Source organism: Blastococcus litoris, assembly GCF_003075095.1.
GTDB classification, from domain to species: domain Bacteria; phylum Actinomycetota; class Actinomycetes; order Mycobacteriales; family Geodermatophilaceae; genus Blastococcus_B; species Blastococcus_B litoris.
Window position 1 is genome coordinate 412,934 of record NZ_QCZF01000002.1, and the last position, 23,075, is coordinate 436,008.

General features: G+C 73.3%; 21 protein-coding genes and 1 riboswitch. Of the genes, 9 read left to right on the forward strand and 12 right to left on the reverse strand.

Going from position 1 to position 23,075, the window contains the following annotated elements; genetic code table 11:
* Window positions 1-79: 79 nt before the first annotated feature.
* The gene (locus DCS98_RS06405; RefSeq protein ID WP_116450670.1) at window positions 80-718 is read right to left on the reverse strand and encodes a TetR/AcrR family transcriptional regulator; all 639 of its coding nucleotides are present in this window, start codon (window positions 716-718) and stop codon (window positions 80-82) included.
* A 148-nt stretch (window positions 719-866) separates the two neighbouring features.
* Between DCS98_RS06405 and DCS98_RS06410 the strand changes: the two genes are divergently transcribed.
* The 5 genes from DCS98_RS06410 (at window position 867) to DCS98_RS06430 (ending at window position 6,175) form a co-directional block, all read left to right on the forward strand.
* Window positions 867-2,357: a flavin-containing monooxygenase gene (locus DCS98_RS06410; RefSeq protein ID WP_116450511.1), complete on the forward strand. Its 1,491-nt coding sequence runs from the start codon at window positions 867-869 to the stop codon at window positions 2,355-2,357.
* The gene (locus tag DCS98_RS06415) at window positions 2,357-3,199 is read left to right on the forward strand and encodes an SDR family NAD(P)-dependent oxidoreductase (protein ID WP_116450512.1); all 843 of its coding nucleotides are present in this window, start codon (window positions 2,357-2,359) and stop codon (window positions 3,197-3,199) included. Before DCS98_RS06410 ends, DCS98_RS06415 begins: the two co-directional genes overlap by 1 nt.
* 32 nt (window positions 3,200-3,231) lie before the next feature.
* Window positions 3,232-4,242, forward strand: a complete 1,011-nt coding sequence (locus DCS98_RS06420) for a GNAT family N-acetyltransferase (protein ID WP_116450513.1) — start codon at window positions 3,232-3,234, stop codon at window positions 4,240-4,242.
* Window positions 4,243-4,263: 21 nt separating this feature from the next.
* Complete coding sequence (locus DCS98_RS06425; RefSeq protein WP_116450514.1) at window positions 4,264-4,911, forward strand: class I SAM-dependent methyltransferase; 648 nt, start codon at window positions 4,264-4,266, stop codon at window positions 4,909-4,911.
* Between the two features lie 134 nt (window positions 4,912-5,045).
* Window positions 5,046-5,199: riboswitch (cyclic di-AMP (ydaO/yuaA leader) on the forward strand.
* Between the two features lie 208 nt (window positions 5,200-5,407).
* Complete coding sequence (locus tag DCS98_RS06430) at window positions 5,408-6,175, forward strand: aggregation-promoting factor C-terminal-like domain-containing protein (RefSeq protein WP_116450515.1); 768 nt, start codon at window positions 5,408-5,410, stop codon at window positions 6,173-6,175.
* A gap of 157 nt (window positions 6,176-6,332) precedes the next feature.
* Here the strand turns inward: DCS98_RS06430 and DCS98_RS06435 are convergent, their stop codons facing one another.
* On the reverse strand, window positions 6,333-7,508 hold the full coding sequence (locus DCS98_RS06435) for a glycoside hydrolase family 3 N-terminal domain-containing protein (protein WP_116450516.1): 1,176 nt from the start codon (window positions 7,506-7,508) through the stop codon (window positions 6,333-6,335).
* Window positions 7,509-7,632: 124 nt separating this feature from the next.
* On the opposite strand from DCS98_RS06435, the gene DCS98_RS06440 reads away from it, so the two are divergent.
* Window positions 7,633-8,028: a hypothetical protein gene (locus tag DCS98_RS06440; RefSeq protein ID WP_116450517.1), complete on the forward strand. Its 396-nt coding sequence runs from the start codon at window positions 7,633-7,635 to the stop codon at window positions 8,026-8,028.
* On the opposite strand, the gene DCS98_RS06445 is transcribed toward DCS98_RS06440, so the two are convergent.
* The 7 genes from DCS98_RS06445 to DCS98_RS06475 all read right to left on the reverse strand — a co-directional run bounded on the left by DCS98_RS06445 (window position 8,025) and on the right by DCS98_RS06475 (window position 15,302).
* Entirely contained in the window at window positions 8,025-8,459 is a 435-nt protein-coding gene (locus DCS98_RS06445; protein WP_116450518.1) for a hypothetical protein, read from the reverse strand. The genes DCS98_RS06440 and DCS98_RS06445 overlap by 4 nt on opposite strands.
* A gap of 63 nt (window positions 8,460-8,522) precedes the next feature.
* Entirely contained in the window at window positions 8,523-9,239 is a 717-nt protein-coding gene (locus DCS98_RS06450) for a GAF and ANTAR domain-containing protein (protein WP_241037264.1), read from the reverse strand.
* Between the two features lie 203 nt (window positions 9,240-9,442).
* Window positions 9,443-10,399: a sensor histidine kinase gene (locus DCS98_RS06455; protein WP_164704423.1), complete on the reverse strand. Its 957-nt coding sequence runs from the start codon at window positions 10,397-10,399 to the stop codon at window positions 9,443-9,445.
* Entirely contained in the window at window positions 10,396-11,238 is an 843-nt protein-coding gene (locus DCS98_RS06460) for an MEDS domain-containing protein (protein ID WP_164704424.1), read from the reverse strand. Before DCS98_RS06460 ends, DCS98_RS06455 begins: the two co-directional genes overlap by 4 nt.
* 80 nt (window positions 11,239-11,318) lie before the next feature.
* Window positions 11,319-12,725, reverse strand: a complete 1,407-nt coding sequence (pntB, locus tag DCS98_RS06465) for a Re/Si-specific NAD(P)(+) transhydrogenase subunit beta (protein WP_116450521.1) — start codon at window positions 12,723-12,725, stop codon at window positions 11,319-11,321.
* Window positions 12,722-14,251 (reverse strand): Re/Si-specific NAD(P)(+) transhydrogenase subunit alpha, encoded by a 1,530-nt coding sequence (locus DCS98_RS06470; RefSeq protein ID WP_116450522.1) that lies wholly within the window; start codon window positions 14,249-14,251, stop codon window positions 12,722-12,724. Before DCS98_RS06470 ends, pntB begins: the two co-directional genes overlap by 4 nt.
* Window positions 14,252-14,402: 151 nt before the next feature.
* Window positions 14,403-15,302 (reverse strand): leucine-rich repeat domain-containing protein, encoded by a 900-nt coding sequence (locus DCS98_RS06475; protein ID WP_116450523.1) that lies wholly within the window; start codon window positions 15,300-15,302, stop codon window positions 14,403-14,405.
* Window positions 15,303-15,504: 202 nt separating this feature from the next.
* Between DCS98_RS06475 and DCS98_RS06480 the strand changes: the two genes are divergently transcribed.
* The 3 genes from DCS98_RS06480 to DCS98_RS06490 are packed head-to-tail and all read left to right on the forward strand — an operon-like array spanning window position 15,505 to window position 19,261.
* Entirely contained in the window at window positions 15,505-17,580 is a 2,076-nt protein-coding gene (locus DCS98_RS06480) for a putative bifunctional diguanylate cyclase/phosphodiesterase (protein WP_241037266.1), read from the forward strand.
* Window positions 17,577-18,458, forward strand: a complete 882-nt coding sequence (locus tag DCS98_RS06485) for an HDOD domain-containing protein (RefSeq protein ID WP_164704425.1) — start codon at window positions 17,577-17,579, stop codon at window positions 18,456-18,458. Before DCS98_RS06480 ends, DCS98_RS06485 begins: the two co-directional genes overlap by 4 nt.
* 29 nt (window positions 18,459-18,487) lie before the next feature.
* Window positions 18,488-19,261, forward strand: a complete 774-nt coding sequence (locus tag DCS98_RS06490; protein WP_206340119.1) for an SDR family oxidoreductase — start codon at window positions 18,488-18,490, stop codon at window positions 19,259-19,261.
* Between the two features lie 12 nt (window positions 19,262-19,273).
* Here the strand turns inward: DCS98_RS06490 and DCS98_RS22885 are convergent, their stop codons facing one another.
* From DCS98_RS22885 to DCS98_RS06505, 3 genes are all read right to left on the reverse strand, one after another.
* Window positions 19,274-20,575, reverse strand: a complete 1,302-nt coding sequence (locus DCS98_RS22885) for a hypothetical protein (protein ID WP_164704426.1) — start codon at window positions 20,573-20,575, stop codon at window positions 19,274-19,276.
* A 345-nt stretch (window positions 20,576-20,920) separates the two neighbouring features.
* Entirely contained in the window at window positions 20,921-21,850 is a 930-nt protein-coding gene (locus tag DCS98_RS06500) for a hypothetical protein (protein ID WP_116450524.1), read from the reverse strand.
* A gap of 76 nt (window positions 21,851-21,926) precedes the next feature.
* Window positions 21,927-23,072 (reverse strand): acyl-CoA dehydrogenase family protein, encoded by a 1,146-nt coding sequence (locus tag DCS98_RS06505; protein WP_116450525.1) that lies wholly within the window; start codon window positions 23,070-23,072, stop codon window positions 21,927-21,929.
* Between the last annotated feature and the right edge of the window lie 3 nt (window positions 23,073-23,075).

The window sequence follows — 23,075 nt, forward strand, 5'->3', positions numbered from 1 at the left end:
CTGATCATTCGGGGTCCTGGCTCACCGTCGACAGTGAGCCAGGACCCGTGATGATCAGGAGACCTGATCATCACGGGCGTCAGTCGGTGGGGGCGGTCCCGTAGATCGTCCGCAGCCACACCTCGAGCAGGACGTCGACGACGGCGGACTCGGCCACCGCCGGACCGTCACCGCTGAACGTCGCGTACATCGCGCGCTCGTTCATCGAGGTCAGCAGGACGGCGAGGTCGCGCGCGGACGGGCCCGGAGGCGCCGCGCCGCGCGCCCGCTCGGCGTCGATCGCGTCGGCGCACCGCTGGGCCCACTGGTCGAACACCCGGGCCCAGAGGTCGCGGATCTCGGCGTTGGTGGAGCGGGCCTCGGCCCAGGCGAGGGTGAGCGCCCGGTGCGCGCGGAACGTCTCGAAGTAGGTGGTGATCGCCAGGCGCCAGCCCTCCCGGGGCCCGGCACCGGGGAGCAGGGACGCGTCGAGGGTGGCGGCGTCGGCCTCGGCGACCACGCGGTCGAGCAGCGTGAGCAGGACGGCGTCCTTGGAGGCGAAGTAGAAGTAGAAGGTCGGCCGCGAGATGCCCGCGCCCCGGGCGAGGTCGTCGACGGAGATCGCCCCGAGCGGCCGCTCCGCGAGCAGCCGCTCCGCGGTGGCGAGGATGGCCAGCTCGCGGTCGTCGCCGGACGGCCGGGACGTGCGCCGCCCACGGGGGGAATCGCTCTCCGGCATCGCCACGGCCGGAATATAGCCCGCCGCACCCGTTTCTCAACACCGTGTTGACTCGTTCGACAGCGCGTCGATAACGTCGGTGCCGCACTGTTCGCAGCGCCGACCCCACCCGCTGGCCCCCGCCGGCCACGAACCAGGAGTGCGTCACATGGAACCGGAGCGCCTCGAGCACGTCGACGTCCTGATCGTCGGAGCCGGCCTGTCCGGGATCGGCGCCGCCTGCCACCTGCAGGAGGAGTGCCCGGGCAGGACCTACGCGATCCTCGAGTCCCGCGGCGCCATCGGCGGCACGTGGGACCTCTTCCGTTACCCGGGCATCCGGTCGGACTCCGACATGTTCACCCTCGGCTACGCGTTCCGGCCGTGGAAGGACTCGACGGCGATCGCCGACGGCGAGGCCATCCGGACCTACATCCAGGACACCGCGCGCGAGTACGGCGTCGACTCGCGGATCCGCTTCCACCACCAGGTGCTCTCGGCCGACTGGTCGTCCGCCGACGCCCGCTGGACGGTCACCGCCCGCCGGACCGACACCGGGGAGACGGTCCGCATCACCTGCTCGTGGCTGCAGGTCTGCTCCGGCTACTACCGCTACGACGAGGGGTTCCGCCCGGCGTTCGAGGGCGAGGACCGGTTCGCCGGCGAGATCATCCACCCGCAGCACTGGCCCGAAGACTTCGACCCCACCGGCAAGCGGATCGTGGTCATCGGCAGCGGGGCCACCGCGGTCACGCTGGTGCCGAACCTGGCGCCGGACGCCGAGCACGTGACGATGCTGCAGCGCACGCCGAGCTACGTCATGGCCCTGCCCGGGCGGGATCCCCTGGCCTCCTTCCTGCGCAACAAGCTGCCGGTGGCGCTCGCCTATCCGATCGTGCGCTGGAAGAACGTCCTCATGTCGACGGCCTTCTACCAGTTCACCCAGCGCTTCCCGGGAGCCGCGAGGACGCTCCTCCGGCGGCTCACGCAGAAGCAGCTGCCGGGGATCGACGTCGACACGCACTTCAACCCGCCGTACGACCCCTGGGACCAGCGCCTGTGCCTGGTCCCCGACGGCGACCTGTTCCGCACCTTGCGTCGCGGCCGGGCCTCGATCGCCACCGGCCGGATCGCCGCGTTCACCGAGAAGGGCGTGCAGCTCGAGTCCGGCGAGCACCTCGACGCCGACGTGATCGTCACCGCGACGGGCCTGAACCTGCTGCCCATGGGCGGCATGTCCCTGAGCCTCGACGGGACACCGGTCGACGTCTCGGAGACCGTCTCCTACAAGGGGATGATGCTGTCGGGCGTCCCCAACTTCACGATGGTCATCGGCTACACGAACGCCTCGTGGACGCTCAAGGCCGACCTGGTCAACCGCTACGTCTGCCGGCTGCTCAACCACCTCGACGCCGAGGGCTACGTGTCCGCGACGCCGGTCGCGCCGCCGGAGGGGGCCGACCAGCCGTTCCTCGACCTGTCGTCGGGGTACGTGCAGCGCAGCCTGGCCGACCTGCCCAAGCAGGGCCGGCGCAAGCCCTGGCGGCTGCACCAGAACTACATCCGCGACGTCCAGCTGATGCGGCGGGGCTCGCTGGAGGACGAGGGCATGACGTTCCAGCGCGTGCCCGCTCGCACGGACGAGAAGGCGATCGCCTGATGGGTCCCTACCAGTTCGCCGGCGGCACCGCCGTCGTCACCGGAGCAGCCAGCGGCATCGGCGAGGCCCTCGCCGCCCAGCTCGCCGAGCGGGGCAGCCACCTCGTGCTCGTCGACCGCGACGAGGACCGGCTCGGCGACGTCGCCGACCGGGCCCGGGCCGCGCACCCGGCCCTGACGGTCACCACCCACGTCGCCGACCTCTCCGACGACGAGCAGACCGATGCCCTGGCCGCCACCCTCGCCAGGGAGCACCCCGAGACCACGCTGCTGGTCAACAACGCCGGCGTGGCCCTCGGCGGCCGCTTCGACCAGGTGACCCTCGAGGAGTTCGACTGGGTCATGGCGGTCAACTTCCGGGCCGTCGTCCGGCTCACCCACGCACTGCTGCCGGCGCTCAAGGCACACCCGGGAGCGCACCTGGTCAACGTCTCCAGCGTCTTCGGCATCTTCGCCCCGGCGGGGCAGGCGGCCTACTCGGCGAGCAAGTTCGCCGTGCGCGGCTTCTCCGAGGCCGTGCGGCACGAGCTGGCGGAGGACCAGGTCGGCGTGACCGTCGTGCACCCCGGCGGCATCAAGACGCGCATCGCGGAGAGCGCACGCACCGGCTCCGGCGTCTCGGTCGAGGAGTACGAGGCCGGCCGCAAGCAGTTCGCCAAGCTCCTGCGCATGCCCCCGGAGAAGGCCGCCGCGCAGATCGTCGAGGCCATCGAGAAGCGGCGGCCGCGGCTGCTGATCGGCTGGAGCGCCACGGTCCCCGACGTGCTCGTCCGCCTGGCGCCCGGCAGCTACTGGAAGCTCATCGCCCGCCGGGCCGCCCCGGCGAAGCCGCCGGCCGGCTGAAATCCGGTTGTGCGGGGCGGTAGAACCGGGAGGTGACCTCCCGTCTCGTCGAGCTCGGCCCGGACGACGCCCTCTTCGCCGACTGGTGCGCCGTCTGGGCCGCCGCATCGCTGGCCGAACGCCCCGACGAACCGCCCCGCCCGGCCGCCGACCACGTGGCGATCGGCCGTGAGCTGCTCACCGCCGGCGGCTCGCGCACGGGCACGCACCGCGCCGCCGTCGTCGACGGCGCCGTCGCAGGTGCCCTGCGGTTGATCCTGCCGACGCGCGACAACACGACGGTGGCGATCGTCGACGTCGCCGTCCACCCCGCCCACCGGCGCCGGGGGCTGGGCAGCGCGCTGCTCGCCGAAGGGCTGGCCCTGGCAGCGGCGCACGGCCGCACGGTCGCCATCGCGGACGTCGACGAACCGGCACCGGACAACCCCGGTCGCGCCTTCGCCCAGCGGCACGACTGGTCCTGCGACCTGCTCGAGACCCGGCGCGACCTCGACCTCCCGGTGCCCGAGGACCGCCTCGCCGCGCTCGAGGCGGAGGCCGCCGCGGCCGGAGCGGGCTACGAGATCGTCACCTGGCGCGACCGCACGCCCGACGCCCTGCTCGAGGACCGCGCCCTGCTCGCCCGGCGGATGACGACGGACGCCCCGCAGGGCGACCTGCCCGTCGAGGAGGAGGAGTGGGACGGCGCCCGCATGCGCGAGGTCGAGGAGGTGTCCCTGGCCCGCGGCCGGACGGTGGTGTCGGCCGGCGCCGTGCACGAGGGCCGCCTGGTGGGCTACACCGACCTGCAGATCCCGCTGTCGGTGCCGGTGCGGGCCCAGCAGGCGGGCACGCTCGTCCTGCGCGAGCACCGCGGCCACCGGCTCGGCGCCCGCATGAAGGTGGCGGTGCTGCGCGAGCTGGCAGCCTCCTTCCCGTCGGTGCGCCGGATCAGCACCTACAACTCCGAGAGCAACCGGCCGATGGTCGCCGTCAACGAGGCGCTGGGCTTCCGCCCGGCCGGCCAGTTCTCCGCCTGGTCCACGCGGCTGCCCGGGGCCTGAGGCGTCCGGTTGACTGGGCGCGTGCCGACCGACCGCGCTGTCCCCGCCCAGTTCGTCCGCGACCACACCCGGCCGGAGCGTCCCTCCCTCGTCCCCGAGGTGACCCTGCACGTCGCCGCGGACGTCGTCGCGCTGTGGGAGGCGATCGAGTCCGAGCGGGGCGTGGCGCCCACCGACCCGCCCTTCTGGGCCGCCGCCTGGCCCGGCGGGCAGGCCCTCGCCCGCCACGTCCTCGACCAGCCGGGCGTCGTGGCCGGGCGGTCGGTGCTGGACCTCGGCGCCGGCAGCGGGCTCGTCGCGATCGCCGCGGCGCTCGCCGGCGCCGCGCGGGTCGGCGCGAGCGACATCGACCCGTTCTCGCACACCGCGGTCGCGGTGAACGCCGAGGCCAACGGGGTGGCGCCGATCGCCGTCCTCGGGGACGTCCTGGGCGAGGAGCCGCCGGTCGTCGACGTCGTCCTGGCCGGCGACGTCTGCTACGACCGCGTGATGAGCGAGCGCGTGCTGCCGTGGCTGGAGGCTGCCCGCGCGCGGGGTGCCGAGGTGTTGCTGGGCGACCCCGGGCGGCCCTACGTCCCGGTCGACCGGCTGGAGCGGGTGGCAATGTTCGACGTCCCGGACACCGAAGGACCACAGGTTCGGCGGGCGACGGTCTGGAGACTGCCGTGACAGGCGGGGCGAGATGCATCACGTCGCCGATTTCGGATCCGGCGTTGTCACGACTCGATAACGGCGGTTACGTTGGCTGCGTCCGGCCGGTTGTTCCTGCCCCACCGGGGGAGGCCGTGCCGGGCGCCGCCGAGTCGCCCACCGCACCTGTTCCGACAGGGTGAGGGCGAGCCGGGGACCCACCGCAGTACTGGGGTGAATCCTGCTCCGAGCCCAGGCTCGGGGCGGGTAGGGCTGCTTCCCGCCCGAATCCGTCAGCTAACTCGGTAGGCGGCCACGGAAGAGACCGGAGAAACGGAGAGCAGCACGGCCCGCCCTCGGGCAGACCTTGCACGGAGCAGCCGATCCGGACCGTCGCGCGGGAGACCCCTGCGCTGATGCGGTCCGTCGGGCGACCCGCCCGCCGCGCTGCCCGTCGCCACACAGCAGTGGATCGCTCGCGCCCTCTGGGCGCCGGCCGTACCGCTGCGCCGTCATCGGAGAGCACACGCACCCCATGAACATCCGCACCACCCTGTCCTCGTCCGCCGCCGCCCTCCGTGCGCGCGGCACCCGGCTGCCCGCGAAGGGCCGCCGTCCCGCCATGTACCTCACGACCGCCGCCGCGGGCGCGCTGCTCGTCGGCGTCGTGACCTCCAGCGGGCCGCCCGCCCAGGCCGACGCCGCGCAGCCCGAGTCGGTCAGCGTCGCCGAGCAGCTCGGCGTCAGCGCGCAGTCCCCGCAGAAGCTGCAGGGCGACGTCGTCGGCTCGCTGGAGCAGCTGGCCGCCAGCCGCGCCGAGCGGGACGCCGAGCAGGCCACCGCCAAGGCCGCCCAGGACGCCGCCGTCCAGGCCGAGCTGGACCGCATCGCCGCGGAGCAGGCCGCCGCCAAGGCAGCGGCCGAGGAGGCCGCCCGCGTCGAGGCCGCCCGCGCCGCCGAGGCCGCGGCCGCCGCCGCGCGCCCCGGGCAGGGCACCGACGTCGCCGTCGCCCCCGCCGGCTCCTACAAGGAGTACGCGATGAGCAAGGTCGGCAGCGCCGCCGAGTTCAGCTGCCTCGAGAGCCTCTGGGGCAAGGAGAGCGGCTGGAACCCGAACGCGCAGAACCCCAGCAGCACCGCGTACGGGATCGCCCAGTTCCTCAACTCGACCTGGGCCGGCACCGGCATCGCCAAGACGTCGGACGGCTACCGGCAGATCGACGCCGGCCTCATCTACATCGAGAAGGCCTACGGCTCGCCGTGCGGCGCGTGGGCCAAGTCCCAGGCCAGCGGCTGGTACTAGGAGGCCCACCCTTCGCCCCACGCCTCGCAGGCTCGGCGCGGGCCCCTGAGGGTGGCCGTTCCAGGACGTCACCACGTGGCGGTGCACATCGGGACGGCGGGGTGGAGCTGCGACACCGTCCGCAACGCCGAGCGGCTCCGCGGCCTGGCCGGCTGACTCATCCCTCGAGGAGGCCGGCCCGCTGCTTCGCGGTGAGGGCGGTGCGCACGGCGGCGTCGACGGTGCGGGCGAACACCGGGTCGCTCGCGTCGCGGGCCAGGACGGCGTCGACCATCTCCGGCACCAGCTCCGGGTCGACGGTGAGCAGCAGGGTGCCGCCGGCGGCGATGAAGCGCACCGCCCGGTCGCCCGGCGGGACGTCGCTCACCGCCTCCGCGTTGCCCAGGTCGTCGGAGATCACCACGCCGTCGAACCCCAGGCGCCCGCGCAGCAGGCCCATGAGGACCACCGAGGAGAAGGCCGCCTGGTCGTCGGGATCGATCAGGGCGTAGGTCGCCGACGACACCATCACGAACGGCGCCGCGGACGAGGCGGCGAGCTCGCCGAACAGCGCCACTTGCGGGTCGTCGGCGGTCGTGACCGTGTCGGTCACGTCGGCGGAGGTGTCGGTGTTGGCCTGCACCCGTCCGAGCCCGGGGAAGTGCTTGAGGGTGGCGGTGACGCCGGCGCCGGCGAGCCCGTCGACCACGGTGCCGGCCGCGGCCGCCACGGCCTCGGGCGTGCTGCCGTACTGGCGGTCGAAGTAGCCGATGGGCGCGTTCGCCTGCTCGTTGCCCGGCGGGACGACGTCGGCGACGGGGGCGAGGTCGAGGTTCACCCCGGCGCTGCGGAGCGCCGTGCCCATGCCCTGGGCGAGCGCCGCGAGCTCGGCCGGGGGCATCGACCCCTGCTGCAGGGCCGAGGGCAGGCGCTCGAAGCCGGGGCCCTTGAGGGTCTGCACGTCGCCGCCCTCCTGGTCGGCGGCGACCCACAGCCCCGGCCCCGGGGCTGCGGCCTGCCAGCGCTCGCTCACCTGCGCGAGCTCCTCGGCGGGGGCCGTGGACCGGCCGGCCATGAAGAGCCCGCCCACGCCGCTCTCCGCCACGGCGTCCCCGCTGCCGAGGTCGTCGAGCGGTACGCCGGCGACGAACAGCTGGGCGACCTGCGCCCGCCGGTCGAGCCCGGCCAGCGCCGCCTCGACCGGGTCCGCGGGGGCCGAGGACGTCGTGGTCGGGGCGCTCGACGACGACTGGGCGCGGGGGCCCGGGGGCGGCTCCGAGCCGCAGGCCGTCGCCAGGAGGGACAGCGCGACCGCGATCACGGGGGCGGACACCCGGCGTCCGACGGTGGGCATGGAGCTCCTTCCGAGCGGGGCAGGTCGTCGTCTGCGCATCGTCGCTGCTGAGCGGCCTCCCGGGCACCCGCGACACCCCGGGAGGCCGCTCGCCGTCTCCCGGCCCGGGTAATACCGTCGGGTCATGGCCGGTGAGCAGGAGAGACCAGAGCCCCAGACGGCGACCGGGAAGCTGGTCGGGCGGTCGATCGACGAGTTCGTCAACCAGCTCCGCGGCTTCACCGACCGGGCCCGCTCGGTGGCCGGCGCCGTCCCGGCCCGGTTGCACCTGCCCGCGCTGCCCTCGCCCCCCGGCGCGATGAGCGCGGCGCAGGTGAGCGCCATCGCGCAGACGGTGCGGGCGCAGCGCGAGTCGATCTCCGCGATCCGCTCGCAGCTCGAGGCGTTCGACCAGCAGCTGGCGGTCTTCGAGCGGATCCTCGACCCGCTGGTCGAGTGGAGCGCGACCTGGGCGCAGCTGGAGAAGGCGGTCGGCGACTTCGTGCGGCCGGCCCCCGACGGCAGGCAGCCGGAGGTCTAGAGCCCCTCGTCGGTCTCGTCGCGGTGCCTGCGGCGCAGGAGGCCGGTCACCGAGCCCACCCGGTCCTGCGCCACCCGCAGCCCGTGGATCAGCGGGACCAGGTCCTCCTGGATGCGCCGCAACGTGTCCGGGACCGTGTCGACCACGGGGTCGTCGAGCACCCGGCCCACCCGCTCGATGCCCGGCTTCAGGGCCCGGACCGGCTCCTCCAGCTCGTCCACGAGGTCCTCGAGGCGCTCGGCGATCCGCTGGGCAGAGGCGATCGTCGCGTGCGCCATGGTCGTGGCCTCGGTCAGCTCCTTGACCGTCCCGTTGAGATCGCTCAGGGTGCGCGGCAGCTGGGCCAGCGCCTCCGTCTGCGTCTGCAGCAGGCTCAGGAGCTCGGTCAGCCCCGGGATGCGGGGCATCCCCAGCCCGCGGAAGGGATCCACGTCAGCAACCGTCGACGAGGAGGCGGCGCGCCGCAACCGCAGGCCGGGTGCCGGCGCCCCCGGTCACAGCCCGCCGAGCGTGCCGGTGCGTACGAACTGGTCGGCGATGTCGCGCACCTTGGTGTTGGTCTCCATCGACACCCGGGTGAGGGCCTGGAACGCCTGGTCGGGGGTGAGCCGGTAGCGCTCCATCAGGATCCCCTTGGCCTGGTCGATCACGGCCCGGGAGTCCAGCGCAGCGGCGAGGTGCTCGGCCCGCTGCACAGCGCTCGCGTACAGGTACATGTTCGAGACGGGGACGACCGCGTAGTCGGCGAAGCGGGAGACGAGGTCGCGGGTGCGCCGGTCGGAGACGGTGAACTGGCGGGCGTAGACGTTCATCGCCCCGGCGACCTTCTCGCGGGTCGGGAGGGGGAAGGAGAGCACGCTCCCGCACCCGGCGGCCGCCGCCTCCCGCGCGAACTCCGGCCAGAGCTCGGGCGACCGGGTGTCGACGATCTCGGCGGTCCGGCCCGTGGACGCGGCGGACAGGCAGGGGCCCGCCCCCTGCCGGTACTGGGTCTCGTCGAGGGAGAGCGCCAGGTCCCCGGTCGCCGCGACGGTGGTCGGGCGGTTGTCGCCGACGATGGTGAGGGAGATGACCGGTTCGCCGGGCAGGACGCCGGCAGCCAGGGCGGTGACCCGCTGCAGGACCGACTCGAGGGAGTGCTCGGCGAAGGACAGCAGGCCGAGCTCGTCGAAGGCCGGCTGGGCGACGGCGTCGCCGTCCGGGGGATTCACTGCTGCGCTCCGTGTGGGTGGCACCGGACGATGCCGCCGGCGATCGACGACGACGCCCCGGGGTCTTCCAAGGCCCGTCGAAGGGCTGGGCGGTGTCCCGCCCGCGCGCCGGCTGTTGGACGCGCTCGCGCCCAGGATATCCAGCGCCGCACCGGACCCCGGGCAGCGGTCGGTCGGCCGTGTCGTGCGAGGTCCCGGCCGCCTCAGCGCCAGGTGGTGACGCGGACCACCGTCCCGTGCTCGGTGGAGCGCAGCTGCACCAGGTCGCACAGCTGGTTCACGAGGAAGAGGCCGCGGCCGCCCTCCTGGTCGACCGGGGGGAGACGCCGCCCGGTCAGCGGGTCCTCCAGGTGGCCCTGGTCGCTGAACTCCACGACCGCCGCGCTGGGCGTCGCCCACATGGCGACGGTGCCGGTGCCGGAGCCGTGGCGCACGCTGTTGGTGGCCAGTTCGGAGGCAGCGAGCTGGAGGATCTCGGCCTTCTCCGCCGGCAGCCCGAGGCGCCGGGCGAACTGGGCGACCGTCCGGCGGGTGGCGGGGACGTCGGCGGCGCCGTAGCTGCCGCGCAGGACGGCGTCGGTCGGGACGGGGAGCGCCGCATCGAACAGCTCGCGCACGTCGTCCGGGGCGTAGTCGGGGCTCGGGCGGCGGCCGGCGGAGGTCCCGGCGAGCGGATGGCTGTGCAGCGCGCCCCGGACGACGGCCCGCGGCAGGTGCGTCTCGTCGTAGGGGCAGAGCAGGCGCCACGGCACGCCGCCGTCGAAGGCCCGGTTGAGCAGCAGCTCGTGCAGCCGGCACTCGAGGAACTCGGACTCCCGGCGGCCCACGAAGGCCGGCTCGCCCACGCCGCGCAGCCGGCGACCGGCAGCAGTCTGCTCCTGGAGCACCCGGTCCCAGACGCCGATGATCCGGGCGGGGTTGCCCCCGATCTCCGCCATGTCCAGGAAGCCGACCGCGGCGGCGTCGTCACCCAGGGCGTCGCGCAGCTGCTCCAGCCGCCCGCGGGGCTCGGCGACGACCACCGCCTCGTCGTTCTCCAGGCCTTCCCGCACGAAGGGGAGGAGGCCGGCGAGGAAGTCCTCGTCGTCGCGGTAGAAGAGCGCCTCGTGCTCGAAGGCGTGCCCGTCGGGGGCGTCGGGACGCCCCAGGACGGCGGTCACCCGGCGGCGCTGAACGTGACGGGGGCGAGATCGGCGAGACCCAGCACCCGCCACATCCGCCGGACCAGGGGGGAGGCGCCGCGCACCTCGAGCGACCGACGGCGCCCGGCCAGGTCCCGGGCCCACCGGGCGATCGCCCGGGAGGCGGCGACGTCCACGAAGTCCACTCCGGACAGGTCCAGCACCGCAGGACTCCCGTCGACCGGCGAGGACGCCAGGACGCGGGTCAGGCGGTCGGCGCTGAAGGTGTCGATGCTGCCGCTCAGCGCGATGCGGGGCCCGTCGAAGAACACCCGGAAGGGCGGCGCGGCGGTGGGGGCGTGCACGAGGGGGTGCACCGATGCCAGGTCGCTCAGCGCGTCCGGGGTCAGCCGGCTGCTGTAGGCGCACATGGCGGTGAACCCCGGCCCCTGGGCGATGAACTCGTCGGCCACGTGCTCCCACTCGACGAGGGCGGCGCGGCGGACGGGGTCCTCGGCCAGGGGGCTCACGTCCGCCACCACCCGGAGCCCGGTGTACCCGTCGGCGAGGGCCTCCCGCGTGGCGTCGTCGTAGAAGGTGCGCTGCGTACCCGGGAGGAAGCTCCCCGCCGCCTCGTAGGCCTCGGCGGTGGTCAGGGTGCGCAGGGTGCCGTCGGCGGCGAGCGCGGCGGCGTCCCCGAAGCCGTCGTCCTGGATGCCGATGCTGTCGATGACGCGGTTGCCGATGACCAGCACCCGCTCCCGGCGCTCCAGCCCGCCGGCGAGGAACCGCCGCACGGCGCGGTCGAACGCCTCGTCGTCCTCGTCGTAGACCCAGCAGATGTGGTCGGACGCCCCGGCTCGGGGGACCTCGGTCACTTCTCCGTGGGGGCGCACCTACCCAACGTAGGCCGACGAGCACCCGGAGGACAGGGGGCACGACAAGGTCACAGCCCGGCTCAGAGGGCCCGCAGGATGTCCTCCACGCGCTCGCGGGCGTCGCCGAAGAGCATCCGGCTGTTCTCGCGGAAGAACAGCGGGTTCTGCACCCCGGCGTACCCGGTGCTCATCGACCGCTTGAAGACGACGACGCGCTCGGCCTCCCACACCGTGAGGACGGGCATCCCCGCGATCGGGCTCCCCGGGTCCTCGGTGGCGGCGGGGTTGACGGTGTCGTTGGCCCCGATGACGAGGACGACGTCGGTGCCGGCGAAGTCGTCGTTGATCTCGTCCATCTCGAGGACGACGTCGTAGGGCACCTTCGCCTCGGCGAGCAGCACGTTCATGTGGCCGGGCAGGCGGCCGGCCACGGGGTGGATGCCGAACCGGACGTCGACCCCCTTGGCCCGCAGCTTCCGGGTGAGCTCGGCGACCGCGCCCTGCGCCTGCGCGACGGCCATGCCGTAGCCAGGGGTGATGATCACCGACGAGGCGTCGCGCAGGAGGTCGGCGGTGTCCTCGGCGCTGATCTCGGTGTGCTCGCCGTAGTCCTTGTCGTCCGAGACGCTGCCCTCGTTGCCGAAGCCGCCGGCGATGACGGAGAGGAACGAGCGGTTCATCGCCTTGCACATGATGTAGGAGAGGTAGGCACCCGAGGAGCCCACGAGCGCGCCGGTGACGATCAGCAGGTCGTTGCCCAGCAGGAAGCCGCTGGCCGCCGCCGCCCAGCCCGAGTAGCTGTTGAGCATCGAGACGACGACCGGCATGTCGCCGCCGCCGATGGAGGCGACGAGGTGCCAGCCCAGGGCCAGCGCGACCAGCGTGACCGCCGAGAGCACCACCAGGTTCGGCTCGACCACGAACACGACGGTCAGGACGGCGAAGACGACCAGCGCGCCGAGGTTGAGCAGGTTGTGGCTCGGCAGCATCAGCGGGTTGCTCTTGATCCGCCCCGACAGCTTGAGGAACGCCACGATCGACCCGGTGAAGGTGACCGCGCCGATGAAGACGCCGATCACCACCTCGGCGGAGTGGATGCCGAGCAGGTCGGTGGCGACCTCGGTCTGCTCACCGGCGTCGGCCTCGACCGACAGGTAGCCGTTCCAGCCCACGAGGACGGCGGCCAGGCCGACGAAGCTGTGCAGCATCGCGATGAGCTCCGGCATGCCGGTCATCTCGACCTTCGCGGCGCGCCAGAGGCCGATCGCGGCGCCGATGACCATGGCGACGGCCAGCAGCGCGATGCCCACGCCCGAGGCGCTGCGCGTGGCCAGTCCGATGGTGGCGGCCAGGGCGATGGCCATGCCGGCGATGCCGTAGGCGTTGCCCGCCTTGGCGGTTTCGTGCCTGGACAGGCCGGCCAGGCTGAGGATGAACAGCAGGGCGGCGACGATGTACGCCGCGGCGGCGGCGCTGGCGGCGGTCATCGGGTGAACATCCCCAGCATCCGGCGGGTCACGGCGAAGCCGCCGAAGACGTTGATGCTGGCGACCAGGATCGCGACGAACGCCAGCACCGTCACCACGGCGTCGTCGTGGCCGATCTGCAGCAGCGCCCCGACCACGATGATCCCCGAGATCGCGTTGGTCACCGACATCAGCGGCGTGTGCAGGGCGTGGTGCACGTGCCCGATCACGTAGAACCCCACCACGACGGCCAGGGCGAACACGGTGACGTGCTGGATCAGCTCGTTCGGCGAGAACGCGGTGACCAGGAACAGCACGGCAGCTCCCAGCCCGACGACGGCGAACCGGCGGCTCGGTGACGGTGGCTCGGGTGGCGGTGCCGGCTCGGCCGCGGGAGCCGGTGCGGGAGCGGGCGCCGCGGAGACCTGCACCGGGGGCGGCGGCCACGTCTTCTCGCCCGCCCGCACGACGGTGATCGCCCGCTGGACGACGTCGTCGAAGTCGAGGACGAGCTGCCCGTCCTTGCCCGGCGTCAGCAGCGTCATCAGGCTGACCAGGTTCTGGCCGTAGAGCTGCGAGGCCTGGGCCGGCAGCCGGCCCGGCAGGTCGGTGTAGCCGATGATGGAGACGCCGTTGCCGGTCACCACGATCTCGTCGGGCACGGAGCCGGCCACGTTGCCGCCCTGGGCGGCGGCCATGTCGACGATCACGCTGCCCGACCGCATCGAGGCGACCATCTCCTCGGTGATCAGCCGGGGCGCGGGCCGCCCGGGGATGAGCGCGGTCGTGATGATGATGTCGACGTCGGGCGCCTGCTCGGCGTACATCTGGGCCGCGCGGCGGTTGAAGTCCTCGCCCATCTCCCGCGCGTAACCGTCGGAGCTGACCTCCTGCTCGCCGGCCGGCACGGCCACGTACTCCCCGCCCAGCGAGCGCACCTGCTCTGCCACCTCCGGGCGGACGTCGGTGGCCCGGACGATCGCGCCGAGGCTGCTGGCCGCGCCGATCGCGGCCAGCCCGGCGACGCCGGCGCCGGCGACGAGCACCTTGGCCGGCGGGACCTTGCCCGCGGCCGTCACCTGGCCGGTGAAGAAGCGGCCGAAGGTGTGCGCCGCCTCGACGACCGCCCGGTAGCCGGCGATGTTGGCCATGGACGACAGCACATCCATCGACTGGGCGCGGGAGATGCGGGGCACCGCGTCCACGGCCAGCACCGTGATCGGCCGGGCGGCCAGCGCGTCGACCAGGTCGGGGTTCAGGCCGGGGCTGAGCAGGCTGACCAGCGTGGCGCCGTCGCGGAGCCGGGGGATCTCGTCGGTGGACGGCGCGTTCACCCGGAGCACGACGTCGGCCTGCCAGGCGTCGTCCGCCGTCGATACCTGCGCGCCGGCCCCGGCGTAGCCCTCGTCGGGGAAGCTGGCCGCCGCCCCGGCACCGGACTCGACCACGACCTCGTAGCCGAGGGCGATCAGCTTGCCGACGGTGGCCGGCGTGGCGGCCACCCGCGTCTCGCGGGCGCGGGTCTCCCGCGGAACTCCGATACGCAACGTGGCGCTCCAATCGGCTGCAGGCGTCGTTGCCCGTCACCAGTGGGGTGGACGGATCATGCACGGGAAACGAGGGCGGGGCCTACGAGGTGAGGCCGATGTGACCACTTCCACGCGATCGGTCCCGGGGGATGGGACGGGGTTCGCCTGATCAGGCGAGGCCGTTCACCGACACGCCGGCCGCACGGAGCTCCGCCACGCCCGTCAGCCCGGCCGGGTCGGTCTCGTCGAGCCCGAGGTTCACCAGCGACCAGACGCCCAGCAGCGGCGTGAGGTCGGTGACCGGGTTGGCGCCCAGCTGCAGCTCCTGCAGCAGCGGGGCGGCGGCCAGCCCGCCGACGTCGGTGATCCCGTTGCCGAACACGTCGAGGACCAGCAGCGTCGGGATGGTGCCCAGCGGCGCGGCGTCGGTGATGCGGTTCCGGGACAGCCGGAGCGTGTCCAGCGCCGGCAGCCCGGCCAGCGGTGCGACGTCGGTGATGGCGTTGCCGGACAGGTCGAGCTCGCGCAGCGCGTCGTGCCCGGCCAGCGCGCTGATGTCGGTCACCTCGGCCGCGGCGACGCCGAGGGCGGTCAGCGTGGTCGTCCCGGCGAGCGGCCCTAGGTCGCTGACCGGGTTCTGCGACAGCCCCAGGTCGAACAGCTGCAGGCCCTCGAGCGGGGACAGGTCGGCGATCGCGTTGGCGGTCAGCGTGAGCGTCGACAGCCGCGGCAGGGACGCCAGCGGGCCGAGGTCGGTGATCTCGTTGCGCGAGAGGTCGACGGTGGCGAGGGAGGGGAGCTCGCCGATGCCTTCGAGCGAGCGGACCGGTCCGTCGACGGACAGGCCGCCCACGCAGCGGAGCTCGTCGACGGATGCGAGATCGGCCGCCGAGACCACGCCGACGGCCGGCAGGCCCGCCGCCGTCGCCACGCAGGACGCCAGCGCGGGGTCGGGGAAGACCTCCGAGAGGGGCCGGCCGGTTCCGCCGGACGGCCCGGCGCAGCCCACCAGGACGGCGGCGAGCGGCAGGGCGACGGCGGCCGCGGCGCGGGCCGGGGCGAACTGCATGGACGGGCACCTCCGGGGCGGAGGCTAGTTCCGGAGCGGTCGGGGGCCGCTCGCGGCGCGCGGGCGCCGGCTTCCCCCCATCGGGGGAGCCGGCGCGGTTCCGGTGAAGGGAGGGGGGTGTCCGGGCCGATGGACCCTCCAACGGGAGACGTTCCCGCAGCTGGAGCAGACCGGCGACGACCGCACCACCGGAGGGAGGACCGTGTCCGCCTGGATCAGCGCACCCGAGGACGACGCGGTGCCGCCGGAGATCGTCTCGACGGTCTTCTACAGCGCGACGGTGAGCGACAACCTCGCGCTCCTCGTGGCCGAGACCGTGGGTGGCACGCAGCGCGTGACCTGGGGCAACGAGGGCGCCGTCCAGCTCCTGGGCTACGGCCTCGACGACCTGCGCCTGCTGCCGGTCGCCCAGCTCTTCCCGACCCTCGGTGGCGGTGAGCTCAAGCTGCTCCTGCGGCGCGAGCGGGCCGCCCGCATGACCCTGCTCGTCCACACCGCCAGCGGTGCGGAGGTGGAGGCGGTCGTCATGACCACCCCCTCGCCCGGCGGCCGGATGTGGACGATGCGCATCCTCGCGACCGCCAACGAGCAGGAGCGGGCGCTGCGTGCCACGGCCGACGCCCACGAGCGGCGCTTCTCCGCGCTGACCGAGCGCTCGCCGGTGCCGACCCTGCTGTCCGAGCAGGGCATGCGGCTGGCCCACGTCAACGACGCGTTCTGCTCCCTCGTCGGGCTGCGGGCCGAGCAGCTGCTGGGCACCGGCTGGATCGACACGATCCACGAGGACGACCTGGACGCCGTCATCGAGCGCGTGTCCTCCGCCCTCGACGGCGAGGAGGTCGAGACCCAGGCCCGCCTCGTGCGCGACGACGGCAGCGTGCGGACGACGATCATCCGCTTCGCCCACCTGTTCACCCCGGGCGTGGGCGCCGGGTTCGTCGGCACCATCGAGGACATCACCGACCGGCTGGCCTTCGAGGCCAAGCTGGCCCACCAGGCGCACCACGACCCGCTGACCGGGCTGCCCAACCGGACCCTGCTCGCGCAGTACGTGGGGGAGCGGTTCACCAAGGGCGACGGCGGCCTCGCCTGCCTCTTCCTCGACCTGGACAACTTCAAGGTCGTCAACGACTCGCTCGGCCACACGGCCGGCGACGAGCTGCTCGTCGAGGTCGCCGACCGGCTGCGCGCCACCGTGCGCCCGGGCGACCTGGTCGCCCGCTTCGGCGGCGACGAGTTCGTGGTCGTCTGCGAGAACGTCGACGAGGAGGCGGCCGTGGCCCTGGCCGGCCGGGTCTCGGAGGCGCTCGCGCAGCCGATGCGGCTCGGCGGCGTCGACATCCGCCCCTACGCCAGCGTCGGGGTCACCGTGCAGACCGCGGAGCACCTGGTCGCCGAGGAGCTCATCCGCGACTGCGACATCGCGATGTACCAGGCCAAGGCCAGCGGCAAGGGGCGGGTGACGGTCCTCGACCAGGAGGCCCGCGCGCAGGCCCGCGACAAGCTGCGCCTGGTCGCCGAGCTCCGCGACGCGATCGAGCGCCGCGAGATCGCGATGTACTACCAGCCGATCTTCAGCACCCGCGACGGCCAGCCGGTCGCGGTCGAGTCGCTGGCCCGCTGGGACCACCCCGACCGCGGCCCGATCAGCCCGAGCGTCTTCGTGCCGCTGGCCGAGGAGAGCGGCCTGATCACCGTGCTCGGCCGGCTGGTGCTGGAGGAGACCTGCCGCCAGATGGCCGAGTGGGACCACCTGCTGGGCGTGGGGGCCGTCGGCCGTGCCAACGTCAACGTCTCGGCGCTGCAGCTCGACGACAACCTCGCCGCCCAGGTGGCGGAGGTGCTCGAGCGCCACGCGCTGGCGCCGTCCCGGATCCAGATCGAGATCACCGAGTCGGCCCTGATGAAGGACCCAGCGTCGGCGCGCGAGGTGCTCGACCAGCTCCGCGCCCTCGGGGTGGAGCTCGCGATCGACGACTTCGGCACCGGCTACTCGTCGCTGGCCTACCTGCGGCACCTGCCGGTCGACTGCCTCAAGGTCGACCGCTCGTTCGTCGCCGAGCTCGCCGACGGGCACAACGAGATCGCCTCGGCGGTCATCGCGATGGCCCGCAACCTCAACCTGTGCACCGTCGCCGAGGGAGTGGAGACCGTCGAGCAGGCCGAGGAGCTCACCCGCCTCGGCGCCACCTACCTCCAGGGCTTCAGCCTCGCCAAGCCGATGACCGGCGGGCACACCGCAGCCTGGTTCGCCGCCCACGCAGAGGACGTCTCATGACAGTGACCCCGTTCCCCGGGGCCGACGCCGGTCCGGCGCCGGTGTTCGACATCGAGGTCATCCTGGCCGGCATCGACACCATGGCCGTCCAGAAGCCGGTCGCCGCCCAGATCGTGTCCGTCGCCAACTCCGACGAGACCGACGCGCGGACGCTGGCCCGCATCCTGTCCTCCGACATCGCCCTCGCCGGGCGGGTCATGAAGCTGGCCAACTCGGCGTACTTCGGCATGCGGGGGCGGGTGACCTCCCTGCAGTTCGCCGTCACCGTCGTGGGCTTCACGACCGTGCGGACCATGGCCACCGTCGCGCTGACGAACATGGAGGACGAGTCGCGGCTCCCGGGCAACTTCTGGGACGTCACCACGAGCCTGGCCCTGGGCGCCTCGACGATGGCGCCCCGCTTCGGCGAGCGGCCGCCGGACGCGCTGTGCCTCGGGCTGCTCACGCAGCTCGGTGCCGCGCTGCTGCACCACAACGACCCGGAGGGCTACGCCGAGATCGTGGCCGCCCACCGGACGTTCCGGGCCCGCCGCGCGGCCGAGACCCGCCGCTACGGCATCAACAGCCTGTTCCTCACCGCCGTGGCGCTGGAGCAGTGGGGCTTCCCGGCGGCGATGACCACCCCGCTCAAGGAGATCGACGACTACCAGACCATGGACGGCGCCCTGCTGCGGGCCGCCTTCGAGGTCGCGGCGCGGCTGACCGTCGAGGACCACGAGGAGATCCCGATCTCCCGGCTCACCCTCGGCCGCCTGCGGGAGGACGACCTCGTGCCGGTGCTCGACCACGTCCGCACCGAGGCCGCCGACCTGAAGCGGGCCATGCTCGGTCAGCCGGCCGACGACCCGGACGCCAACCCCGACGACTGGGTCTACTGAGGGGAGGGGTCTCCGGTAGAAGTGACCGGGTGACCTCCTCCCGCAGCATCCTCGTCAGCGGCGCGGCGCGCGGCATCGGGCGCGCGACCGCCGAACTCTTCCTCGCCCGCGGTTGGCGGGTCGGCATCTACGACGTCGATCCGGCCGCCGCGGCCGAGGCCGCAGCGGGTCGCGACCGCGCCGTCGCAGGCGCGCTCGACGTCCGGGACGCCGGCCAGTGGCGGTCGGTGCTGCGGGAGTTCTGCGGGGACGGCCGCCTCGACGTGCTGGTCAACAACGCGGGCGTGCTCTCGTCCGGTCCGTTCACCGAGATCGACCTGGACAGCCACCGGCGGATGGTCGACGTCAACGTCACCGGGGTGGTGAACGGCGCCGCCGAGGGCCACCGGTTCCTGCGGTCGCCGGGCGGTCTCCTGCTCAACCTGTGCTCGGCGTCCTCGATGTACGGGCAACCGACCCTGGCGACCTACGGCGCCACGAAGGCGGCGGTCAGGTCGCTCACCGAGGCGCTGGACATCGAGTGGCAGGGCGAGGGCATCCGGGTGCGGAGCCTGGTGCCGCTGTTCGTCGCCACCGAGATGGTCACCCGGGACGGCGTCCGCGCCAGCAGCGTGGCCAGCCTCGGCGTGCGGCTCACCCCCGAGGACGTGGCCGCGGCCGCCTGGCGGGTCGTGCACGAGCGGGGTGTCCCGCTGCGCGGCCCGCACCGGGCGGTCGGCCGGCAGACGAAGGTCCTGGCCGCCGTCTCCGCCGTCACCCCCGACTGGGCCAACCGCCTCGTGGTCGGCCGCCTCGCCCGCTGACCGCCGGCGGGGTCAGCAGGGGCCGGCCGCGATGTCCTCGGCGAACCCGTCCTCGGACGGGGCCAGGCAGACGATGTCCGCACCGATCGCGACCTGCACGAACTCGCCGACCGCCGTGATGGCGAGGTCCGGAGCCAGGCCGTCGTAGTAGGGCAGGACGTCGGGGAGCAGCGCGACGGACGTCTCGCCGCCCTGCTCGTACGCGGTGGCCGCGAGGTCCATGTCGATCCAGGTGGCGACGGTGTAGGCGTCCAGCGGGACCTCGGCCCCGATCCCGCCCTCCGTGCCGTCGCCGGGGAGCTCGGACATGCCGAGGGCCGTGAGGGCCTCGAGGTCGACCTCGACGGCGCCGTCCGGGGCGGTGATCTCCCGCGCAGGGGTCAGGTCCGCCCGCAGCACGAAGGACCCGGCGGCGCCCTCGACGAACTGGGCGACGTCGAGCTCGGCCCGCCTCAGCTCGCCGTCGCGGACCCAGAACGACACGTCGATCTGCAGGTCCGGGATGGCGTCCACGGTCGGCAGCTGCTTCTCCAGCTCGGCGGCCGTGGCCTCGTCGTACAGGCCGGGCAGCCCCGCCTTCAGCTCGCCCCAGACCTCGCGGACGTCCACGGTGGCGACGAGGTGGTCGCCGTTCTCGTCGCTCGCGCGCCGTTCGACGGCCGTGACGCCGCCCTTCAGGGCCTCGCCCAGGAGGTCGCGCATCTCCTGCGTCGCGTCCTCGGGCATGGCCGCGCCGCCCGACAGCTCCTCCAGCTGCGCCAGGTAGGCCTCGACATCGACGGAGACCCAGTCCCCGTCGAGCAGCGCGGTGGCGGGTCCGCGGATCTCCTCCGGTGCGGGCCCGGAGACGCCGTCCTCGCCCGTGAGCCCGCTGCGGAACTCGTCGAGCCCCTGCTGCATCTCGGGGAACCGCTCGGCCAGACCGTCGAGGTCGGCCCGCGCGTAGGCCGTGTACCCGATCGAGCGCAGCTCGCCCGCGACCAGGTCGTCTATCCGGACCACGACGCCGGCCGCGTCGTCGGTGTCGTCCGCGTCCTCGCCGAAGTCGTAGGCGAGGTCGAGGGAGGACGAGAGCACCGTGTCGAGGACGTCGTCGGACAGGTCGGCGTCGGCCTCGGGGTCCGCGGACTCCGCGAACGCCCGGATCTCGTCGGCGGAGCTCGCGATGGACAGCTCCACGCCGCCCGCCCGGTCCTCCGCGAGCTCGACGAACGCGTCGCGCAGGGCCAGCTTCGGCTCGAGGGCCTGCGCGCCGCAGGCGGCGGTGCCGGTCAGGGCGACGAGGACGGCGCCTCCGGCCACGAGTCGGGGCATGCGCACGGGGTTCCTCCAGGGGTTGCGCCCCGGGACATCCCCCCGGCGACGATCGCGGACGGCGGAAGCCTGGACCAGGTCGGCCCCCCGGCCCGGCGCGTGTCGTGCGCGTGGGGCGGCTGGGATCCCCGGGGGCACACCGTTACCGGAGCGTGCCGGAACGCCTGCCGCGGCACCAGCCCCCGATCGGGCGACGGCGCCGGACGGGGGCCGTGCCCGTGAGCTCGGCGTACGGCTGGCCCGGCGGGCCGACCATCTCCTGGTCCCGCGCTCGGCGCATCCGCGTCGGGGGTCCAGGCGCAGAGAACTGCCTGCGGCCGTCAAGGTCTTGGGAGTCGGTTGGAGTCAGGGGCCATCAGACGCGGCATCCAATTGCGTCAGGATGGCGCCATCCTCTTCCAAGACTTCGTAAGCCCCGAGTGCTAACGCGACAAAGTGCTCAGACGAGTTGTAGCGTTCGAATGTGCCCATGGGAGGAAACGCACTTGGAGCGGCTGGCAGCTCCGACGCGAAGTAGCGGGCAAACGCTCGATCGATCGAGTCGCAGTCGTCCGTGGCGCCCGGTTGCTGCATGATCCCGCGCGTTGGCTTCAGCTTCCGGGGCACCAGTCGTTCTAAACGGCGAATCCATGGGGGGCGCTGCAGGTTCTCGACTGCCATAACTGCCAGCGGAACGCGTGGATCGATGCCGGCGGCTCGCGCCTTTCTAAAGGCGTACAGCTGTAACCGGAATGGCATTTCCGCGAACGAGGTCCTAAGCAGGTCTCGAGGCTTATGGCGGAGAAGAACGATCTGTTGGATGTAGACCGCTCCAAGCGCGGCCAAGAAGCCTGCCCAGATGTTGGAGACGAGTTCGCGGGGGTCGGGCACAATCCCGCTGAATGCGTCGCGGAACAGCGCTGCCAACGCCATGAGGCTTGCGACCAACGCCAGAAGCGCCAGATGACCGGCGGCGCGGCTGTTCCGTCCGCGCTGCAGATCGGAGATTGCGGCGCGAATAAGCCGTTGGAGATGGACTAAAGCCGCGAGTCCCGCAGCCAGCCAGGGGTACCCGTCAATCCTGTCCGCCGTAACCGCCGCGCTAGCCGACGCCAAGACGGGTGGGATCAGGCGGAAGGCACCCCAACGACCCATATTCCGTGAAACGACCGGATCGACCGAACCTGACAGGCCGAAGTAGTTCTGGGGCCAAACGTGCTTTAGGCAGGTGTACAGGACGTTGAGGACGAGCCCGCAGAAGAGTCCGGAGAGAGCCGAGTAGGCAAGTTCTCGCACGACTGCTCCTTCTGCCCGTCGGCTTCAAGACTGCTGCGACCCCGTCCCAAGGGGACGGGGCCGCAACAGCTAGATGTCAGGCGTACGGCGCGCCCAGCGGATCCACCGTCTCGTAGCCCGCCACGCCCTCGGCGAGCCGGGCGACGGCCCAGTCGCCGTCGCCGAGCAGGTGGTCGATCGCGGTGAGCCGGCTGGTGTAGTGCCCCACGGAGTACTCGGCGGTGACGCCGATGCCGCCGTGCAGCTGGATGGCCTCCTTGCCGATGTGCCGGCCGGCGCGGCTGATCTGCAGCCGGGCGCGGTCGGCCGCCGAGACGACGTCGCCGCCGGCCTCCTGCACCATCGACGCCCAGAGCGCGATGCTGCGGGCCAGCTCCAGGGACACGTACATGTCCGCGGCCCGGAACGTGAGGGCCTGGAACTTGTTCAGGGTGACGCCGAACTGCTTGCGGGTCTTGAGGTACTCGGCGGTGGTCCGGAGCGCCGTGTCCATGGCCCCGAGAGCCTCGTGGCCGTAGGCGATCCGGGCCTCGGCGAGCGCCCGCTCGACAGCCGCGGTCTGGTCGCCGCCGGCGCCGAGAGCGACCGCGGGGGTGCCTTCGAAGCGGACGTTGGCCGCCCGGGTGCCGTCGTGAGTGCGGTACCCGGTGCGGGTGAGCCCGGAGGCGTCGCCCTGCACCAGGAACAGACCCGTTCCGCCGTCGGTCGCGGCCGAGACGACCAGGACGTCGGCGCGCGCACCGCTGGGCACCGGCTCCTTGACGCCGGTCAGCGTCCAGCCGTCGCCGGCCTGCGTGGCGGTGACGCCCTCGGCGGTCGCCGTCCAGCGCGTGCCGGGCTCGGCGTGGGCGAGGACCGCGATCGTCTGCCCCTCCGAGATGCCGCCGAGCAGCTCGGCCTTCTGCTCCGCCGTGCCGACGGCGGCGATCAGCCCACCGGCCAGCACCACGGTCTCGATGAAGGGCTCGGGTGCCAGCACCCGCCCGATCTCCTCGGCGACGATCGCCACCTCGACGGGGCCGGCGCCCATGCCGCCGTCCTCCTCGGCGAAGGGCAGGCCCAGCAGGCCCATCTCGGCCAGCCGCGCCCAGGTCTTCTCGTCGAAGCCGGGGTCGTTCTTCGTCACCGCGCGGCGCTGCTCGGTGCTGGGGTAGGCGCGGGCGAGCAGGCCGCGCACCGCCTCGCGGAGGTCGTTCTGCTCGCTGTCGTAGTCGAAGTTCACTGT